The organism is Pseudobutyrivibrio sp. YE44, from assembly GCF_900104335.1.
Lineage (GTDB): Bacteria > Bacillota > Clostridia > Lachnospirales > Lachnospiraceae > Pseudobutyrivibrio.
In genome coordinates, this window is record NZ_FMXT01000008.1 from 81,082 (window position 1) to 98,783 (window position 17,702).

The window sequence follows — 17,702 nt, forward strand, 5'->3', positions numbered from 1 at the left end:
AAAAGAATAGATCAATGATTCAGCGTAGGCTTATTCCTACATATATATTCCTTACAATCTGCTCAATCATTTCTGTATTTCCACTTTACTGGATGTTTGCAGCAGCAACAAACGACACTGTATCAGTAGCTCGTGGTTCAATCGCTTTCGGAAACCAGCTTATGGTTAATTTCGAGCATCTTAAGACAGCTGTACAGGGTACTCTTTGGAGCAGTATGGGAAATTCCTTCCTTTACTCAATTGTTCAGACAGTATTTACACTTTTTGTATGTTCTATTGCAGGTTATGGTTTTGAGCTTTATCACGACAAGGGCAAGGATAAACTTTTCGGAGTCCTTCTTCTTGCAATGATGGTTCCAGCCGTAGCAACAATGGTTCCATTATATGGCTTGGTATCAAAGGCAAAGCTTCTTAACACAGTTTGGGCTTTCATCCTTCCAGGTATCTCAACACCATTTATGATCATGATGTTCAGACAGAATTCTCGAAATTTCCCACCTGACATCATGGAGGCAGCACGTATCGATGGTCTTTCAGAATGGAGAATCTTCTTCAAGATGTATGTTCCAGTTCAGAAGTCAATCTATGCAGCAGCTGCAGTTATCACTTTCATGAACGCTTGGAATGCATATATGTGGCCAAAGGTAGTAATGAGTGACAACAGAGCACAGACAATGCCTATGTTTATCGCAAATATCTCAAGTGGATACACAGTAGATTATGGTATGACAATGCTTGGAGTATTGTTCTGCTCACTTCCAACAATGATTGTATTCTTTGTACTTCAGAAACAGTTCGCAGAAGGTATTACAGGATCGGTAAAATAATATGACTGAATTTAACTATGGGATTGTAAAAGACCCAACAATTTTTCAACAGAATAGACTAGATGCACATTCCGACCATGAATTCTATGACAGCGAAGCTTATTCTTATGGGGAAAAATCAAATTTTAAGTATTCCTTAAATGGAATGTGGAAATTTGAATATGCTAAAACCTACGAAAGCTGCGATAAAACCTTTTTTGAGGAGGGTAGAGATTGCAGAGGTTGGGATGATATAAAGGTTCCAGCACACATCCAAATGGAGGGTTATGACAAGATTATGTACGTCAACACCCAGTATCCATGGGATGGACATGAGGATATTGCTCCTGGAGAGATTCCGGAAGAAGAAAATCCTGTAGGTAATTACGTTAAGTACTTTGAAGTTCCTGAATTTATGAAGGGAGGTCCAATTTACATTTCCTTCCAGGGAGTGGAAAGTGGATTTGCCCTTTGGCTTAACGGCAAATATGTTGGCTATAGTGAAGATTCCTTCACACCATCAGAGTTCGACCTCACTCCTTTTATTAAGGAGGGGGAGAACAAGCTGGCAGTTCAGGTCTTTAAATGGACTTCTGGCAGCTGGTGTGAGGATCAGGACTTCTTTAGATTCTCAGGAATCTTCAGGGAGGTTTATCTATATACAGTACCTCAGACACATATCAAGGATTTGCGTATCAAGACCCTTCTTGATGAAGAATACAAGGATGCAACTCTAGTGCTTGATATGGAGGTTGTAGGAACAGGTCTTGTTCAGATGACTCTCTCAGATGATGAGACGGACATTTTAAACAAGATGAACCTTGTGGAAGGTCAGAATCACATGGAAATCCATGTGAGAGAGCCACAGCTTTGGAGCGCTGAAAATCCATATCTCTTTGATTTACAGCTTAATGTCTTTGGCGAGACAGGACGTTTATCAGAGGTTATTAAGGAAAAGGTTGGCTTTAGATGCTTTGAGATGAAGAATGGTATGATGCACATCAATGGAAAACGCATCGTATTCAAGGGTGTAAATCGTCACGAATTTTCTTCATCTACAGGTCGTGTCCTTACAGAGGAAGAAATTCTTCAGGACATTATTACCATTAAGAAAAACAATATCAACGCAATCCGTACCAGTCATTATCCAAATCAGACTATATTCTACAGATTGTGTGACATTTTTGGATTATATGTAATTGACGAGACAAATCTCGAGACTCACGGAACCTGGCAGATTCCAATCCTTGTTACAAAGCAAAAGGATAATGATTATGCGGTTCCTGGAGATAGACCAGAATTTACAGATAATGTGATTGATAGAGCTCACAACATGTTTGAGCGCGATAAAAATCATCCATGTATTTTAATCTGGTCCTTAGGAAATGAAAGTTTTGGTGGTAGCAACCTTCGCAAAATGCAGGACAAGTTCCACGAGTGGGATGACACTCGACTTGTTCATTACGAAGGAGTGTTCAATGATAGACGTGTGGATTTATCAGATATGGAATCCACAATGTATGCAAAAGTAGCAGATATTAAGGAGTGGCTAAAAGAACACCGAGACAAGCCTTATATCAACTGTGAATACATGCATGCAATGGGAAATTCTTGTGGTGCAATGTTTAAATATACGGAACTTGCCTACGAGGATGAGCTGTTCCAGGGCGGATTTATCTGGGATTATATCGATCAGGCAATCACTACAAAAGACTGTCATGGTGTGGAATTCGAGGGCTACGGGGGCGATTTCGATGACAGACCAAACGACGGAAGCTTTTCAGGTGATGGAATCTGTTACAGCAAAGACAGATTGCCTAGCCCTAAGATGCAGGAAGTAAAATACGACTATCAGAACATCAAGATTACCATTGAAAATGGCAAGGCTCATATCGAAAATCGCAATCTATTTACAAACACGAGTGAATTTACAGCCATCCTTACAGTAGAAAAGGTAGGAGAGCTTATAGCAGAAGAGGAGCTTAGCATAGACTGTCCTCCTCTTGAAAGCATCGATTACGATATTGAGCTTGATTTGCCAAAAGATGATGAGTATGTAGTGACACTTTCCTTTGTTCTTTCTGAGGATACCCTTTGGGCTAAGAAGGGACATGAGGTGGCCTTTGGCCAGACTACAGTTGGAAGATTTATTGTGGAGCCAGGCAGAAAACAGCCACTTAAGGTTACAAAGGGCTTCCATAATGTGGGTGTTAAGGGCGAAGATTTTGAAGTCTTATTTGTTTATCAAAAGGGCTTAAGCTCTTACAAATACCACAACAAGGAGCTTTTAAAGCGCTTTGTTCTTCCAAACTTCTGGAGACCAATGACTGAGAACGATATGGCAAATCAGTTGCCATTTAGAGCCGGTCAGTGGAAGCTTGCCAGCAAGTATTTAGCAACGCTTGTTATGGATAAAAATATAAACGAGGCTCCAGTTGTTGAGGCTGATGAGTATAGCGTAAAGGTGGTTTACACCTATCACTTAGCTACAAAGCCTGCTAGCAGCTGCAAGGTTGAATATATTGTACACGGAGACGGTATGGTAGATTGTAGCCTTAAGCTTCCTAAATCAGAAGAAATAGGAGAGCTTCCAGAGCTTTCAATGGTATTTGCTTTAGACAGCAGCCTTTCTAACTTAGAATGGTATGGAAAGGGACCAGAGGAAACATATTTAGATAGAGACCATGCTAAGCTTGGTGTTTATAGAAACAAGGTGATGGACAACATGGCAAAGTATTTAGTGCCACAGGAGTGTGGAAATCACCAAGAGGTTAGATACGCTCGCTTAACAGATGATATGGGCAACGGAATCATGTTCCTCCCAGGAAATATCGGATTTTCGGCTTTACCATATTCTGTTCACGAGATAGAGGAAGCCTTGCATCCAACAGAGCTTCCTCCTGTACATTTCACATATGTACGAGTAGGTCAGCAAATGGGTGTAGCTGGCGACGATACATGGGGTGCTAAAACACATCCAGAGTTCATGCTGGACAACTCAAAGGATCTTGAAATTTCCTTTAGTTTTAGGGGTGTATAGGCCTTAGCCTTATGTTATAATTAGTGTCGGCTGTGTTGTGCAGTCGGCACTTTTTAATAAGAGGAGGAACGAATAATGTTTGAATCAAATGATACATTTGTAGAAGATTCGGTAAAGGTTGTTGAGACAGCCCAGGATAAGACAAGAAAACTTGGATTAATGGCCATGTGCTTAGTTTCTTTGGGTGGTTTTACAGTAATGAATAACCACTTAAAGTATATTTTCCTTATTGTGTTCATTGTAATGATGATTATCGATTTGATTCTTATCGTTAACAATAAAAACGTTGAATATGAATATGATTACACAAACGGTAGTCTTTCAATTGCAAAGATCATTGACAATTCTAAGAGAAAAGAGCTTTTAACAGTCGAATCTGCACAATTAAAGATGGTTGCTGCTATGGGAACTAACGAATCTTTGAAGTATGATCATGTTAAGCTCAAAACATATGACTGTAGCGCACACAATGAAGAGTTAAAAGATTACATCTTGGTGGCTCATAACGAGGAAAAAGGCTACGATTTCAAGGTGCTTTTCACACCTTCAGATAAGTTGCTTACAGCAATGGAGAGATATAATAAAAGAGATATATATAGGGGATAAAAAATGGATCAGAAAGAATTAAAAAATGTATTTGAGGAGAAGTTTGGCCAGGGCGGCGACATTCGCACATATTTCGCTCCAGGCCGCGTAAATCTTATAGGAGAGCACACTGATTACAACGGTGGTCATGTGTTCCCATGTGCCCTTACAATCGGCACATTTGCAGTTGCTAGAAAGCGCGAGGACAGAGTAATTAAGCTTTACTCAGCAAACATTGAAAGCGTAGGTGTTATCGAAAGCAGCCTTGATGACCTTACAAACAAGGATGAATACCACTGGGCTAACTATCCACTTGGTGTTGTTTGGGCTCTAATCGAGAAGGGTACTGAAATTAAATCAGGATTTGAAATGTGCGTTTGGGGCAATATTCCTAACGGCTCAGGCCTATCATCATCTGCCTCACTTGAGGTGCTTACAGGCACAATGCTTACAGATATGTTTGATTTAGGCAAGACTATGACAGAGCTTGCACTTATTGGACAGTACTCAGAGAACAATTTCAATGGTTGTAACTGTGGCATAATGGACCAATTTGCGGTAGCAATGGGACAAAAAGACCACGCCATTTTCCTTGACTGTGCAGATTTATCCTATAAATATGCATCGGTTAAATTGCCAAATGCAAAGATTGTCATCACAAATTCAAAGGTTAAGCACTCACTTGTAGATTCAGCTTATAACGATAGAAGAAACGAGAGCGCTCAGGCACTTAAGGATCTTCAGACTGTATGTGGAATCAGCGAGCTTGGAGAGCTTACAAACGAAGAATTCGAGAAATATGGTTCAGCTATTAAGGATGAGGTTTGCTATCGCAGAGCAAAGCATGCTGTTGCTGAAAACCAGCGTACAATCACAGCTGTAGAGGCCCTTAATAACAACGATATTAAGAAGTTTGGTGAGCTTATGAATGCCAGCCACGTTTCACTTCGTGATGACTATGAAGTATCTTGCGAGGAGGTAGATTTCCTTGTAGAGACAGAGTGGAGTGTTCCAGGTGTAATTGGTGCACGTATCACAGGAGGCGGCTTCGGAGGCTGCACAGTAGCCATCGTAGAAAACGATGCTGTTGAAAACTTCAAAGAAGTTGTAGGAAAGGCTTACAAGGAAAAATTCGATTTAGATGCAGAGTTCTATGTAGTAGACATCGGAGACGGTGCCCGTCGTCTTGCGTAGTATTGCATAGAAAATATGATATAGAAAAATAGAAGCCAGCAATTCACTAAGTAGGCCTGCGGGAGCATGTAACATTAGAGTTGCTGGCTCATTTTATTTAGATTTCATATAGTTGTAAAGCATTAAAGATATTTTCACAGTTATAGCATCTGAAAACTTTCTCACATCATATCCAGTTAAATCAGCGAACTTATCCAATCTATAGATAAGTGTATTTCTATGAATAAACATCTTTCGGCTAGTTTCAGCCAGTGATAAGTCATTGTCAAAGAAAGCTTCAAGCAAATTCAAGGTTTCCTCATCAATACGAGATAAGGTTTCAAGCTTAATATGTCTATCAAGATAAGCTTCAACCTCAGATTTAGGAACATTGTAAAGAAGACGTCCTAAGCCTAAGGATTCGTAAGAATATATCCTACCTGTGTGAAGGAAGGTATTTCCTATATGCATGGCAACCATGGCTGATTTATATGCCTTTGGCATGTCTTTAAAGTTGTCTACAGCATCGCTGTAGCTAAGCTTAAAGGAGCTGAAGGCCTCAGCCTCAAGCATATCTAAGAACTGATTTGCATTCTGTACAACTTCTTCCTCATCAGGAGCAGTTTCAAAGTTTAGAATAACAACAAGATGCTTGGAATCTAACTCTATAACCACGTCCTGAGACTCTGGAAGCATGCTCTTAAGCAATGAAACGGCTTCCTTTGTGTAGTCGTGGTGGCTTTCCAAGAAGAAGACTTGTCGTGGTGTGTTCTCGTCTATATGGAACCTATGAAGGGATGATATGGCGTCTGAATAGGCCAAGTCACCTGTAAGATAAAGTCTATAAAGACCAGTCTTAGAATCGATGACATTGAAGTGCACAACCATTTCCTTCAGTTTATTAAGAGTTTCTTCATCGGATAAATCAGAATCTGATATTTCAAAGCTAATACCAGTAGCTCTATTAAGTTGTTCTAAAAGTTTTTCTTTTTTGCTATTAAAATCCATAAAAAAAGAGGTACCTTTCAAAAAGATACCTCTAATTATAATCTCTATAGGATTAGTTGGCAATTGTAAGCTCTGTATCCTTATCGAAGAAGTGAGCCTTCTCCATATCAAGAGCGAACTTAACTGTGTCGCCACCTCTAGCTGTTGTACGTGGGTCAACTCTAGCTGTAACCTGAGTTCCAGCATAATCGAAGTATAAGTAAACCTCTGCACCAAGAAGCTCGTATACAGAAATCTTTGCTTCGATAACTGAAGCTGCCTGTGTATCAACGAAGATCTGAGAATCGTGAATATCCTCTGGACGGATACCAAGGATAACTGCCTTGTTAGCATAACCAGCATCTGCAAGAGTCTTTGTCTTTGCTGGTGGAACCTGAAGGCTTGAACCGTTAACCTGGATCTGTGTACAATCAGCGTTAAGTGTTCCCTCAAGGAAGTTCATCTGTGGAGAACCGATGAATCCAGCAACGAAGAGGTTGCATGGCTTCTGGTAAAGGTTAGCAGGTGTATCGATCTGCTGAACAATACCGTCCTTCATAACAACGATTCTTGTACCAAGTGTCATAGCCTCTGTCTGATCGTGTGTAACGTAGATCATTGTTGCTCCAAGTGAATCATGAAGCTTAGAAATCTCAGTTCTCATCTGAACACGAAGCTTAGCATCAAGGTTTGAAAGAGGCTCATCCATAAGGAATACCTTAGGATTACGAACGATTGCACGACCCATAGCTACACGCTGTCTCTGACCACCTGAAAGAGCCTTTGGCTTTCTGTCAAGGAGCTTCTCAAGGTCAAGGATTCTAGCTGCCTCACGAACCTTCTTATCGATTTCGTCCTTTGGTACTTTTCTAAGCTTAAGACCAAATGCCATGTTATCATAAACTGTCATATGTGGGTAAAGAGCGTAGTTCTGGAATACCATTGCGATATCTCTGTCCTTAGGCTCTACGTCATTCATAAGCTTTCCGTCGATGAGAAGCTCTCCAGAAGAGATTTCCTCAAGACCAGCGATCATACGAAGTGTTGTAGACTTACCACAACCTGAAGGTCCTACGAAGATGATGAACTCCTTATCCTTAATGTCAAGATTGAAATCCTTAACAGCATGGAAACCGTTTGGGTATTTCTTGTTAATGTCTTTTAATACGATGTCTGCCATAATAAAATATCCTCTCTTTATTTCTGAAATTTGGGTTACCCCTTTAACTAATAACGATTATAGAAAATGAAGAAATTGTGAACAATGTTAGAATAACCAAAAAATACAAAAACCTTTCGTTATTTTACCAACCCCTTAGTAAACTTATACAAATTGGTATAAAGTTTTTTGAACATTTATCCTATACTTCAAGAACTTTTATCATAAATTCGCAATTCTTATGATATAATATCTTCCAAAGGTTGATAATTCGATAATAGGCTTATTGTGACTTTGAATAGTCGCGGGTCAATTATGGAGTATTTGGGAGAATTAGAAATATGGGAACAATAAAATATAGAAATCGATTGAAGCGATATCTGAGATTTCCACTGTACATGCTTATTTTATTTTTAATAGGCTGTATCGCTGTTGCCTTCATAAATAAAACATTTGCAGGCATTATATCTGTATTTGTACTTATATATGGAATAATTGCTTTCATCTATTACAAGGCAAATCTCAAATCATTCAGAAACACAATAATTGAATATGCCGTACATTACGGTACTGTCCAAAAGGAGCTGATAAAGAATTTCAGACTTCCATATGTTCTTTTGGATTCCACAGGCCGTATTATGTGGATGAATGAGGAGTTCTCTCATCTGGTGGAAAAGACAAAGGGCTATAACAAGTCCATTACTACTATTTTCCCAGAGATTACTAGAGAGGGAATTGAGCATGCTAAGGACGACAACTTTGATATTCATCTTGAATATAATGAGAGAAAGTATTTGGCATGTCTTCAGCGACTTAATATGTCAGAGCCTCTTTCAGGAAACAGCATGATAGCAAGTCTTGATGAGTCATCAGACGGTTTGGTGGCTATCATCTTGTTTGATGAGACTGACGTACAGGCAACAAAAGCAAAGATTAATGACCAGGCAATGGTTATGGGGCTTCTTTATATTGATAACTATGACGAAGTCTTTGAACAGGTAGAAAATGCAAAGCGCTCAATGTTGCTTGCGTTACTGGATAGAAAAATCAACAAGTACTTTGGCGAAGGAGATGCCATTGTACGTCGTCTTGAAAAGGATAAGTACTTTATCGCCTTCCAGCACAAGTATTTAGAGGCTTTTGAAGAGGACAAATTCTCATTAGTAGAAGATATTACTACTATAAAAATGGGAAATGACAGAGATATTACTGTAAGTATTGGTATTGGCCTTGGAAGTGACAACTACACTCAGAAGGCTGAGTATGCACATATGGCCATCGACCTTGCTCTTGCAAGAGGTGGTTGTCAGGCTGTTGTAAAGAATGGCCAGAATGTTTCTTATTATGGAACTCATGGTAAAGAGGTTGAGCGTACAACTCGAGTTAAGGCAAGGGTTAAAGCACAGGCTCTCAGAGAGATTATGGAGACTAGAGACAGAATTATCGTTATGGGCCACAATCTTTCCGATGCAGATTGTCTTGGAGCATCTGTGGGTGTTTTCTGTGCCGGTCGTGAAATTGACAAGCCAGTAAACATCGTTATTGATACCATTACAAGCTCTATGAGACCAGTGGTTGAAAGCTTTACTGAGAAGGAAGAATATCCAGATGATATGTTCATCACCAGTGAGCAGGCTTTAAACCTTTGCAATGACAAGACATTGATTATGGTTGTAGATACCAACAGACCAAGTTATGTTGAGTGTCCAGCCCTTCTTTATAAAAACAAGAACGTTGTGGTTATTGACCATCATCGTCAGGTAGAAGAGATTATCGAGAATCCTATTCTTTCTTATATTGAGCCTTATGCATCATCGGCAAGTGAGATGATTTCAGAGGTGCTTCAATATTTTGCAGAGAAAATAGTTATCAATCCTACAGAAGCGGATTGTATTTACGCTGGTATCCTTATTGATACCAACAACTTTATGACAAAGACTGGTGTTAGAACCTTTGAAGCAGCAGCTTTCCTTAGAAGAAATGGTGCCGAGGTTACTCGTGTACGCAAGATGCTTCGTGAAAATATGGATACTTACAAGGCACGTGCCGAGGTGGTCCGCAATGCTACAACTTATATGGGAGCCTTTGCAATTGCAGAGTGTGAGCCTGACGGACAGTTGGAATCACCTACAGTTATTGGTGCCCAGGCAGCAAACGAGCTTCTAAATATTGTTGGTATAAAGGCATCCTTTGTACTTACAAAGTTTATGGACAAGATTTACATCAGTTCACGTTCAATCGATGAAATTGATGTTCAGAGTATCATGACACGCCTTGGTGGCGGTGGCCATGTAAATATCGCTGGTGCGCAAATTCAAAACCGCACCTTAGAAGAGGTTCGTAGGGACCTTGAAGAGACTATAAAAACTATGCTAGAAGAAGGAGAAATCAAACTATGAAAGTAATACTACTTCAGGATGTAAAGTCCCTTGGTAAAAAGGGAGAGGTAGTTGAAGTAAGCGAAGGATATGCAAGAAATATGCTTTTCAAAAAGAAGTTAGGTGTTGAGGCTACAAACGCAGCACTTAACGATCTTAAGCTTCAGAATAAGCATGATGAAAAGGTGGCTCAGGAAAATCTTGAAGCTGCTCAGGCATTCGCTAAAGAAATGGAAGAGTGGAAGGTCGAGACTTCAATCAAGACTGGTGAAGGCGGAAGAACCTTTGGTTCTGTTTCTACAAAGGAAATCGCTGAGGCTGCAAAGAAGCAGTACGGCAAGGAAATTGATAAGAAAAAGATTGTACTTGAGGACCCAATCAGAGCTCTTGGAACTTATGAGGTTAAGGTTAAGCTTCACCCAAAGGTTACAGCAACACTTAGAGTTCACGTTAGTGAAGGGAAATAATTAATTATGGATGACGTAATTCGCAGACAGATGCCCAACTCCCTTGAAGCAGAACAATCAGTTATTGGTTCAATGATTGTGGATAGAGACACTATCGTTGAATGTTCTGAGATGCTAATCAAGGACGATTTTTATCACCAACAATACGGCATTCTATTTGAATCAATTGTAGAGCTTTACAATGCAAATGAGCCTGTTGATGAGGTAACACTTCAAAACAAGCTAAAGGAAAAGGGCGTGTCCCCTGAGGTGGCATCCCTTGAATATATTCAAGAGTTGGTACTTGGTGTTCCAACCACAGTAAATGCTAAAAGCTATGCCCAGATTGTAAAAGACAAAGCAGTTCTTAGAAATGTTATCAAGGTTAGCCAGAACATTGAGAACATGTGCTTTGAAGGCACAGAAGAGGTTGATGTTATTTTGAATCAGACTGAGAGGGATATCTTCTCATTGGTTCAAAATAGAGGAAACACAGACTATGTGCCAATTCGACAGGTTGTAATGAATGCCATTGCTAAGATTGAGCAGGCTTCAAAGCAGAAGGGCGTGGTTACTGGTATTCCTACAGGTTTCATAGATTTGGATAGACAGACTGCTGGTTTACAGCCTTCAGATCTTATCCTTATTGCAGCCCGTCCTTCAATGGGTAAGACTGCTTTCGTATTGAACTTGGCTCAGCACATTACAATCCACGAGCACTTATGTGCAGCTATATTCTCTTTGGAAATGTCAAAGGAGCAGCTGGTAAACCGTCTTTTCGCCCTAGAGTCGCGAGTTGACGCTCAGAAGCTCCGTACTGGTAATCTTCAGGAGGCAGATTGGGAAAACCTTATTGAAGGTGCCGGAAAGATTGGTAATTCAAAGCTTATTATCGACGATACACCAGGTATTTCCATTGGTGAGCTTCGTAGTAAATGTAGAAAGTTCAAAATGGAATTTGGCCTTTCTATTATCATCATTGACTACTTACAGTTGATGTCAGGTAATGGAAAATCAGAAAGTAGACAGCAGGAAATTTCAGAAATTTCTCGTTCCCTAAAGGGCCTTGCCCGTGAGCTTAACGTGCCGGTTATAGCGCTTTCACAGCTTTCCCGTGCAGTTGAGCAGCGACCAGATCACAGACCTATGATGTCCGATTTGCGTGAGTCTGGTGCCATCGAGCAGGATGCGGACGTGGTTATGTTTATCTACCGTGATGATTATTATAACCACGATACAGAGCTTAAGAACGTATCAGAAATTATTGTTGCTAAGCAACGTAACGGTCCTATTGGAACTATAGAGCTTACTTGGCTTCCAGAATACACAAGATTCGCTAATAGAGATAGAAGTCAGTACGCTAATCATGATGAGTAAACGAAAAGACTAGCATGACTAGTCTTTTTGTTTGCCACCATTTTTCACACCTAATCACATAACCTTATAGCAACAAATGAGAAATATTACGCAATTGTTAATAATATGTTGCAAAACAAAAAGTTTCTTGTTATTATCTTCTCAAGGGTTTTTGCAGTGCGGAAAATGCATAAGCCTAAAATATTAAAAAGAAAAGGAGAAGATGTTAAATGAGAAACAAGAGGTTTTTAGCAAAGGCCATGATTCTTGTTCTTTCAGTTACCACAATTGGTATGACTGCAAAGACAGATGTTTTGGCTGCAAGTGAGGGCGATACAGCTCGAATCGAGGGAGTTCAGTCAACTGCACAGCCTACACAGACACCAGCTACTACAAAGGGTCTTGAACTTACTTATAAAATTAACAATTGGGGTTCAGGCTATCAGATTAGCTATAAGATTACTAACAAGACAGGTAGCACAGTAGATGGTTGGACTCTTAAGGTAAATAAGAATCAGGTTAACATTGGTTCAAGCTGGAATGTAAATGTTAAGACAAGCGAAAACTACTATGTGATTACTCCTGTTGAATGGAACAAGACAATTGCTAATGGCGCAAGCGTAGAATTTGGTTCACTGGGCACAGGTTCAATTGGTAACAGCTTTGATTATGAGTTTGAGGGAGAAGAGACAGTACAGCCTACACCAACTCCAACACCAGCTCCAACACCAACTCCATCACCTACACCTACACCAGATCCATCACAGAATCCACATTACAACCCAACAGCTACTATCGCAAACAGCATTCCATCAAAGTATTCTACAGTAAGAAGTGATGAAGGTTCTGGAACAATCAAGAACATTTCTTACACAGCTCATGATTCAGAGACTGGTAGAATATATACGAAGAAAGCTAATGTATATTTACCAGCAAACTACAGTACAGATAAGAAGTACAGAGTTCTTTATCTTCTTCACGGAATCGGCGGAAATGAAAATGAGTGGGGTATGACAGGAAATTCTTCTAAGGTTAAGGCTATCATGGATAACCTCTCATACTATGGAGATATTGATGGATTTATCGTTGTAACTCCAAACGGTAAAGCTTCTGCAAGTGGATCAGTTAATTCATTCTATGATTTTGGTACAGAGCTTAGAAATGATCTGATTCCATATATTGATTCTCACTACAGCACATACACAGATAGAGATCATCGCGCAATCGCTGGTCTTTCTATGGGCGGTATGCAGACAATCAATATTGGTCTTTGCGAATGTGTTGATTTGTTTGGCTACTTTGGAGCATTCTCAGCTGCACCTACAAGTAACACAGCATCAACTATTGCATCTAAGTTAAAGAATAATAGATATCCAATCCACTACTTCTACAACATTTGTGGTCTTCAGGATGGAACTGCTTATTCAAGTGCATCAGCTGCAGCAAAGAATTTACCTTCAGTATGCAATCAGTTTGTAAATGGACAGAACTTCAAATGGCAGGAGCTTAATGGTGGTCATGATTTCGATATCTGGTACCTTGGTTTCTACAATTTTGCACAGATAACTTTTAAATAATTATTAAAAAGTTCTTTCAGAGTAAAAAAAGAAGTTGGAGCTACACCATGCAATGGTGATAACGACAACTTCTTTTCTTTTTTGTCATCTTAACTTAATGACATTGAGCACTAGGCTAGCTCTTTTATATTTCCTAATTAAGCCTTAGAATCAAGGAATGTGTTAATCTCTTCGATGAGATCATCAGCATCGATACCGTGTACCATAGCTGCCTCCTCGATTGTCTCCATCTGTGATGATGGGCATCCAAGGCAGTGCATACCGATATTAAGTAAAATAGGAGCAACATCAGCATCAATCTGAAGAAGCTCGCCAATCATTGTTGACTTTGTAACTCTTGCCATTTTTCATTTCCATCCTTTCTTAAATTCTTTTCAGATAATACCACGGTTGAAAAATTTTATCAATGAAAATCCTTGAGATGTAGGGGATTTAATGCAATTTCTTTCTTGCTTTAGACGACAATAGGGTGTAAGATGTTGACGTATAAATGATATTGATAAAATAATATCAATAAGACTTTAAGGAGGATAATAACAATGGCATACGTAATTTCTGATTCATGCGTTTCATGTGGTACATGCGAGCCAGAGTGTCCAGTAGGTGCTATCTCTCAGGGAGATTCACAGTTCCAGATCGACGCTGACGCTTGTGTAGAGTGTGGTACATGTGCAGGTGTTTGCCCAACAGGTGCAATCGCTCAGGGCTAATAAATGCAAATTAAAAGAGCTAGCTTAATGCTAGCTCTTTTTTGTTTGTTTATTAAATAAGTGCAAGCTTCTGAATTGCATCACCCTGAACCATTATTTCATAGTGCTCTGACATGTATTGATCAGTACCAACCACGAAATTCTGCTGATCAGAGTATTCTGATAAGATGTTGCAAACCTTGTTGTAGGTCTCTGCAGTATCAGTTGACTTGCTAACTACAAGATAGTATTTGTTGTCAAATGGACTCTTGTAAAGAGAATTCTTGCCAGTATAGAAGGTAGCTAAAATGCCTGAAAGCTTAATCACATCTTCTAAATCATCGAAGACGAACATCTTTGTGATGTCTACTGGTATGCCGTTGGCTGCTGCCTTTTCTGGAGAAGCTGCAATTGCTTTCTGAGCTTTCTCAATTAAACTGTTAAATATGTTTAGTATGTCGTCTGCAGCTGCCTCATTAAATGGCTTCGCAGGGGCATCGTTCATCTCTGTGTTGTCATCGAAGTCGTCATCGTCGCTTTCAGAGAATCGAGAAAAACGTGTGTCAAGTTCATCTGGGCTATCTACCTTTGTAACTAGTAGTACGATTGATTCTGAAGAAAGTGGGATAGCTTCTATCATAAGTGGAATGTCTTCTGCTTCAAAACCATATTGGTAAGAAGCCTGTTCCATAAGTTCTCTGAAAAGCTCTCTAGCCTTAGTGCTGCCATAAGCCAGCTCTGAAAGCTTTATGTGTCGGCTAATTAAGTCTTCTCTAGAAAGAGTGCATCTGATCTGGTTCTCGTTGATTTTTTCAATTTTCATAAAATCACCTCCCGAATCTAATAAGATGCTATTTCATATCTTGTTCGCATTATTATATATATATTATATCGGAAAGTAAAGGAAACTTCTGCTATTTTTCAAGGAAAAAATATAAAATTTTTATAAAGAAAAATTATAGAAAATTAAAAATTTTCAAATTTAGGGTTGCAATATAATTTTCTATGTGGTATAAAATTATCCGCGAGATGCTTTTTCCGAAAGGAAGGAGCGATGTAATATGATACCAACAGGTATTGATGACAAGTACGAAGTAATTCGAGTACTGCAGGAGTCAGCAGCTACAGCAGTCCTACTTGTTAATTACAAAAAGATAGGAGCATTAAGGATTCTCAAGGCGATTCACAAAGCCGATCCTAATGCACACAGCATCCTGTCCGAAGCACATCTTTTACAGGGATTTAAATCATCCCATTTACCCACACTATATGACGTAGATGATACAGGTGATATGTATTATTTAGTCGAAGAATTTGTAGAGGGAATATCTCTACGGGAGTATTTGCAGAAAACTAAATTATCCAAAAATAAGCTTATTTATATATCTATTGAGCTTTGTAAAATTGTGGAGCAGTTGCATACAGCAGGGAGTGAGCCTGTGCTATACAGGGATATGAAGCCTGAACATGTTTTTATGCAAGGTGATACAGTCAGACTTATTGATTTTGGTATATCTATATTGAAATCGGAAGGAAGAAATGCCAAACCACTTGGAACAAAGGAGTGGGCGGCACCTGAACAATTATCTGGAGGAAATCTAGATGAACAGGTGGATGTATTTGGCATTGGAAAAGTAATTGAGTTTATGCAAAAAGGGAGTTATGGAAAAGATGACTTTAAGATTAAACATTTAGTGGATTTATCAACAAATCCTGATAAAGATAAAAGAATCAGGTCGGTTATTGACCTGAGGGAAAGGTTGGAGAAACTACAAAATGATTATGTATTTAAAAGTAAGGGAAAACAGCATCTCGAAAAGAAAATCGCGGTTGTAGGCGGTACTTCTGGAGTAGGTACGACCCGCGTAGCCATATCCTTGTGCCAATATTTCAATAAAAGAGGTATTGATTGCTATTACAGGGATATTGAAAAAGATACAGTCGTGAGACTATGGAGAAATCTGAAGAATACAAACCTAAAAAATGGAGTTTTATACCACGAAGACTTTATGGCAATCATGGAATATGGTGAGGCTGTGGAGCAACAAATACCTCCTATGGGCTTGTATATTATGGATTGTGGAACAAATACAGAGCTACCTTTTGACACAGACATAGTTTTATATGTTACAAGTGGAATGGCCTGGCAACAACCAGAGGAATATCCAAATTGGATAAATCAAAATGGAGTTTATATAATAAACAATTTTTCTGATAGAATTTCCTGCTGTTTGTTGGCTAAGGAGCTAAATAAAAAGGTATATATGTATCCAAAAACCAATATCTTTGGATGCTCCAAGGAGGAAGAAAAGGTTTTTTCGGCGATTTTAAAGAATGAAAAGGATTTTATTATTAAACAACAAAAAACATATATTAAAAAAATCAAATAGAAACAATAAAAAACAAAAAACGACCGCTATAGTTGGCGTCTCACAAAAGTCAGGCGTAACACATCTGGCATTATCAATAGCAAATTTTGTATGTTCAGTTCTGCGAAAAAAAGTAATTTACATAGAGCTGAGAGAGAATAGCAGCTTGTTACCGGTTGTTGGAATGAAGCAGATAAGACTTGGAGAATTTGTGGCTTATGAATACAAAGGAGTCATCTATTTTCTTACTAACAATCCTGATGATGTTTTGAAGGTAATAAGCAATGAAAAGGCGTGGATAATAGTAGATATGGAAAAGCTGAACCAGGAGACAAAGACTATTTTTACCAATGTTGATAATAAAATCGTAATGGGTTATCTAAATCCATGGAACCAGAATGAGTATTACGAATTCATCGAAACATGTGTCAATGATTTAAAGATTGACGTAAGTAAAATATCATTTTTAAACAATAGTAAAATTAAAAAAACAAATTTAGTCCAATTTAAAAGAGTTCTTGGATGCGATATTTCTGAAGTTCCATATATAGAAGATCCATTTTCATTAAAGGAATGTAATTTTGATATTTATATGAAATTAGTACAGTAGCTGCGGAAGGGAGGCGCCATAAGATAATATGAATATATTCTGCTTGGAAAGATTGCAGTATCTAAACAATCACGCATTTTTTAAAAAGACAGAAAAACTCTTCTTGTTATGGAGGTAACAGAAGTTTTAAAGAATAAGGATTTATTTTTGAGTATTTATAAAAGAATGTGAAAGTGGAATTATATATTAAAAAGGAGAGCGAGATTCGCTCTCCTTTTGATTGTAGGGCAAGGCCCTCTTTTTTCAAATTGTTAAGTTGGTCATTTAATGAGATTAAAGATTTTGAAAAAAGAATAAAACCACCTGCTTTGCGGGTGGTGGGAAAATGCTTCAGCTTACAGAAAAATACCTCCAATGCTAGAATTACTATGGTTCGTCAGCCAAGTAAAATAACAAAGGAGGTAGTCCCCGATGGACATGAATAGTTTATCACACACTAAGTGGGAGTGTAAGTATCATATAGTTTTTGCACCTAAGTATAGAAGGAAGGTTGCTTATGGTCAACTAAAGGCTGATATAGCAAGTAT

The 17,702-nt window shown here is 38.8% G+C and carries 16 protein-coding genes; 12 read left to right on the top strand and 4 right to left on the bottom strand.

Annotated features, from left to right (window positions below; all coding sequences use genetic code 11):
* Positions 1-14: 14 nt before the first annotated feature.
* The 4 genes from BLR54_RS11340 (at position 15) to BLR54_RS11355 (ending at position 5,625) form a co-directional block, all read left to right on the top strand.
* Positions 15-827, top strand: a complete 813-nt coding sequence (locus BLR54_RS11340; protein ID WP_090421189.1) for a carbohydrate ABC transporter permease — start codon at positions 15-17, stop codon at positions 825-827.
* Between the two features lies 1 nt (position 828).
* On the top strand, positions 829-3,846 hold the full coding sequence (locus BLR54_RS11345; RefSeq protein WP_090421151.1) for a beta-galactosidase, LacZ type: 3,018 nt from the start codon (positions 829-831) through the stop codon (positions 3,844-3,846).
* Positions 3,847-3,921: 75 nt separating this feature from the next.
* Positions 3,922-4,452 (top strand): DUF6106 family protein, encoded by a 531-nt coding sequence (locus BLR54_RS11350; RefSeq protein WP_090421153.1) that lies wholly within the window; start codon positions 3,922-3,924, stop codon positions 4,450-4,452.
* Positions 4,453-4,455: 3 nt separating this feature from the next.
* Positions 4,456-5,625, top strand: a complete 1,170-nt coding sequence (locus BLR54_RS11355; protein ID WP_090421156.1) for a galactokinase — start codon at positions 4,456-4,458, stop codon at positions 5,623-5,625.
* Positions 5,626-5,718: 93 nt separating this feature from the next.
* On the opposite strand, the gene BLR54_RS11360 is transcribed toward BLR54_RS11355, so the two are convergent.
* Positions 5,719-6,612: a PucR family transcriptional regulator gene (locus tag BLR54_RS11360; protein WP_143008436.1), complete on the bottom strand. Its 894-nt coding sequence runs from the start codon at positions 6,610-6,612 to the stop codon at positions 5,719-5,721.
* Positions 6,613-6,664: 52 nt separating this feature from the next.
* The gene (locus tag BLR54_RS11365; RefSeq protein WP_090421163.1) at positions 6,665-7,771 is read right to left on the bottom strand and encodes an ABC transporter ATP-binding protein; all 1,107 of its coding nucleotides are present in this window, start codon (positions 7,769-7,771) and stop codon (positions 6,665-6,667) included.
* Positions 7,772-8,091: 320 nt separating this feature from the next.
* On the opposite strand from BLR54_RS11365, the gene BLR54_RS11370 reads away from it, so the two are divergent.
* The 4 genes from BLR54_RS11370 (at position 8,092) to BLR54_RS14860 (ending at position 13,507) form a co-directional block, all read left to right on the top strand.
* Entirely contained in the window at positions 8,092-10,149 is a 2,058-nt protein-coding gene (locus BLR54_RS11370) for a GGDEF domain-containing protein (RefSeq protein ID WP_090421165.1), read from the top strand.
* Positions 10,146-10,595, top strand: coding sequence for a 50S ribosomal protein L9 (gene rplI / locus BLR54_RS11375; protein ID WP_090421168.1), 450 nt, complete (start codon positions 10,146-10,148; stop codon positions 10,593-10,595). The genes BLR54_RS11370 and rplI overlap by 4 nt, the downstream gene beginning before the upstream one ends.
* 6 nt (positions 10,596-10,601) lie before the next feature.
* Positions 10,602-11,951, top strand: a complete 1,350-nt coding sequence (gene dnaB / locus BLR54_RS11380) for a replicative DNA helicase (protein WP_330388199.1) — start codon at positions 10,602-10,604, stop codon at positions 11,949-11,951.
* 209 nt (positions 11,952-12,160) lie between these two features.
* The gene (locus BLR54_RS14860; RefSeq protein ID WP_143008437.1) at positions 12,161-13,507 is read left to right on the top strand and encodes an alpha/beta hydrolase-fold protein; all 1,347 of its coding nucleotides are present in this window, start codon (positions 12,161-12,163) and stop codon (positions 13,505-13,507) included.
* 137 nt (positions 13,508-13,644) lie between these two features.
* Here BLR54_RS14860 and BLR54_RS11390 read toward each other — a convergent pair whose 3' ends face one another.
* Complete coding sequence (locus BLR54_RS11390) at positions 13,645-13,851, bottom strand: DUF1858 domain-containing protein (protein WP_090421173.1); 207 nt, start codon at positions 13,849-13,851, stop codon at positions 13,645-13,647.
* A gap of 195 nt (positions 13,852-14,046) precedes the next feature.
* Between BLR54_RS11390 and BLR54_RS11395 the strand changes: the two genes are divergently transcribed.
* Entirely contained in the window at positions 14,047-14,217 is a 171-nt protein-coding gene (locus BLR54_RS11395) for a DUF362 domain-containing protein (RefSeq protein WP_090421175.1), read from the top strand.
* 52 nt (positions 14,218-14,269) lie between these two features.
* On the opposite strand, the gene BLR54_RS11400 is transcribed toward BLR54_RS11395, so the two are convergent.
* Complete coding sequence (locus BLR54_RS11400) at positions 14,270-15,019, bottom strand: adaptor protein MecA (RefSeq protein WP_090421176.1); 750 nt, start codon at positions 15,017-15,019, stop codon at positions 14,270-14,272.
* Positions 15,020-15,257: 238 nt separating this feature from the next.
* Between BLR54_RS11400 and BLR54_RS11405 the strand changes: the two genes are divergently transcribed.
* From BLR54_RS11405 to BLR54_RS11420, 3 genes are all read left to right on the top strand, one after another.
* Positions 15,258-16,586: a protein kinase domain-containing protein gene (locus BLR54_RS11405; RefSeq protein WP_090421178.1), complete on the top strand. Its 1,329-nt coding sequence runs from the start codon at positions 15,258-15,260 to the stop codon at positions 16,584-16,586.
* Entirely contained in the window at positions 16,531-17,175 is a 645-nt protein-coding gene (locus tag BLR54_RS11410) for a hypothetical protein (protein WP_090421180.1), read from the top strand. Before BLR54_RS11405 ends, BLR54_RS11410 begins: the two co-directional genes overlap by 56 nt.
* A gap of 411 nt (positions 17,176-17,586) precedes the next feature.
* Positions 17,587-17,702 (top strand): transposase (locus BLR54_RS11420; protein ID WP_176761934.1); only part of this gene is annotated, 116 nt, incomplete at its 3' end.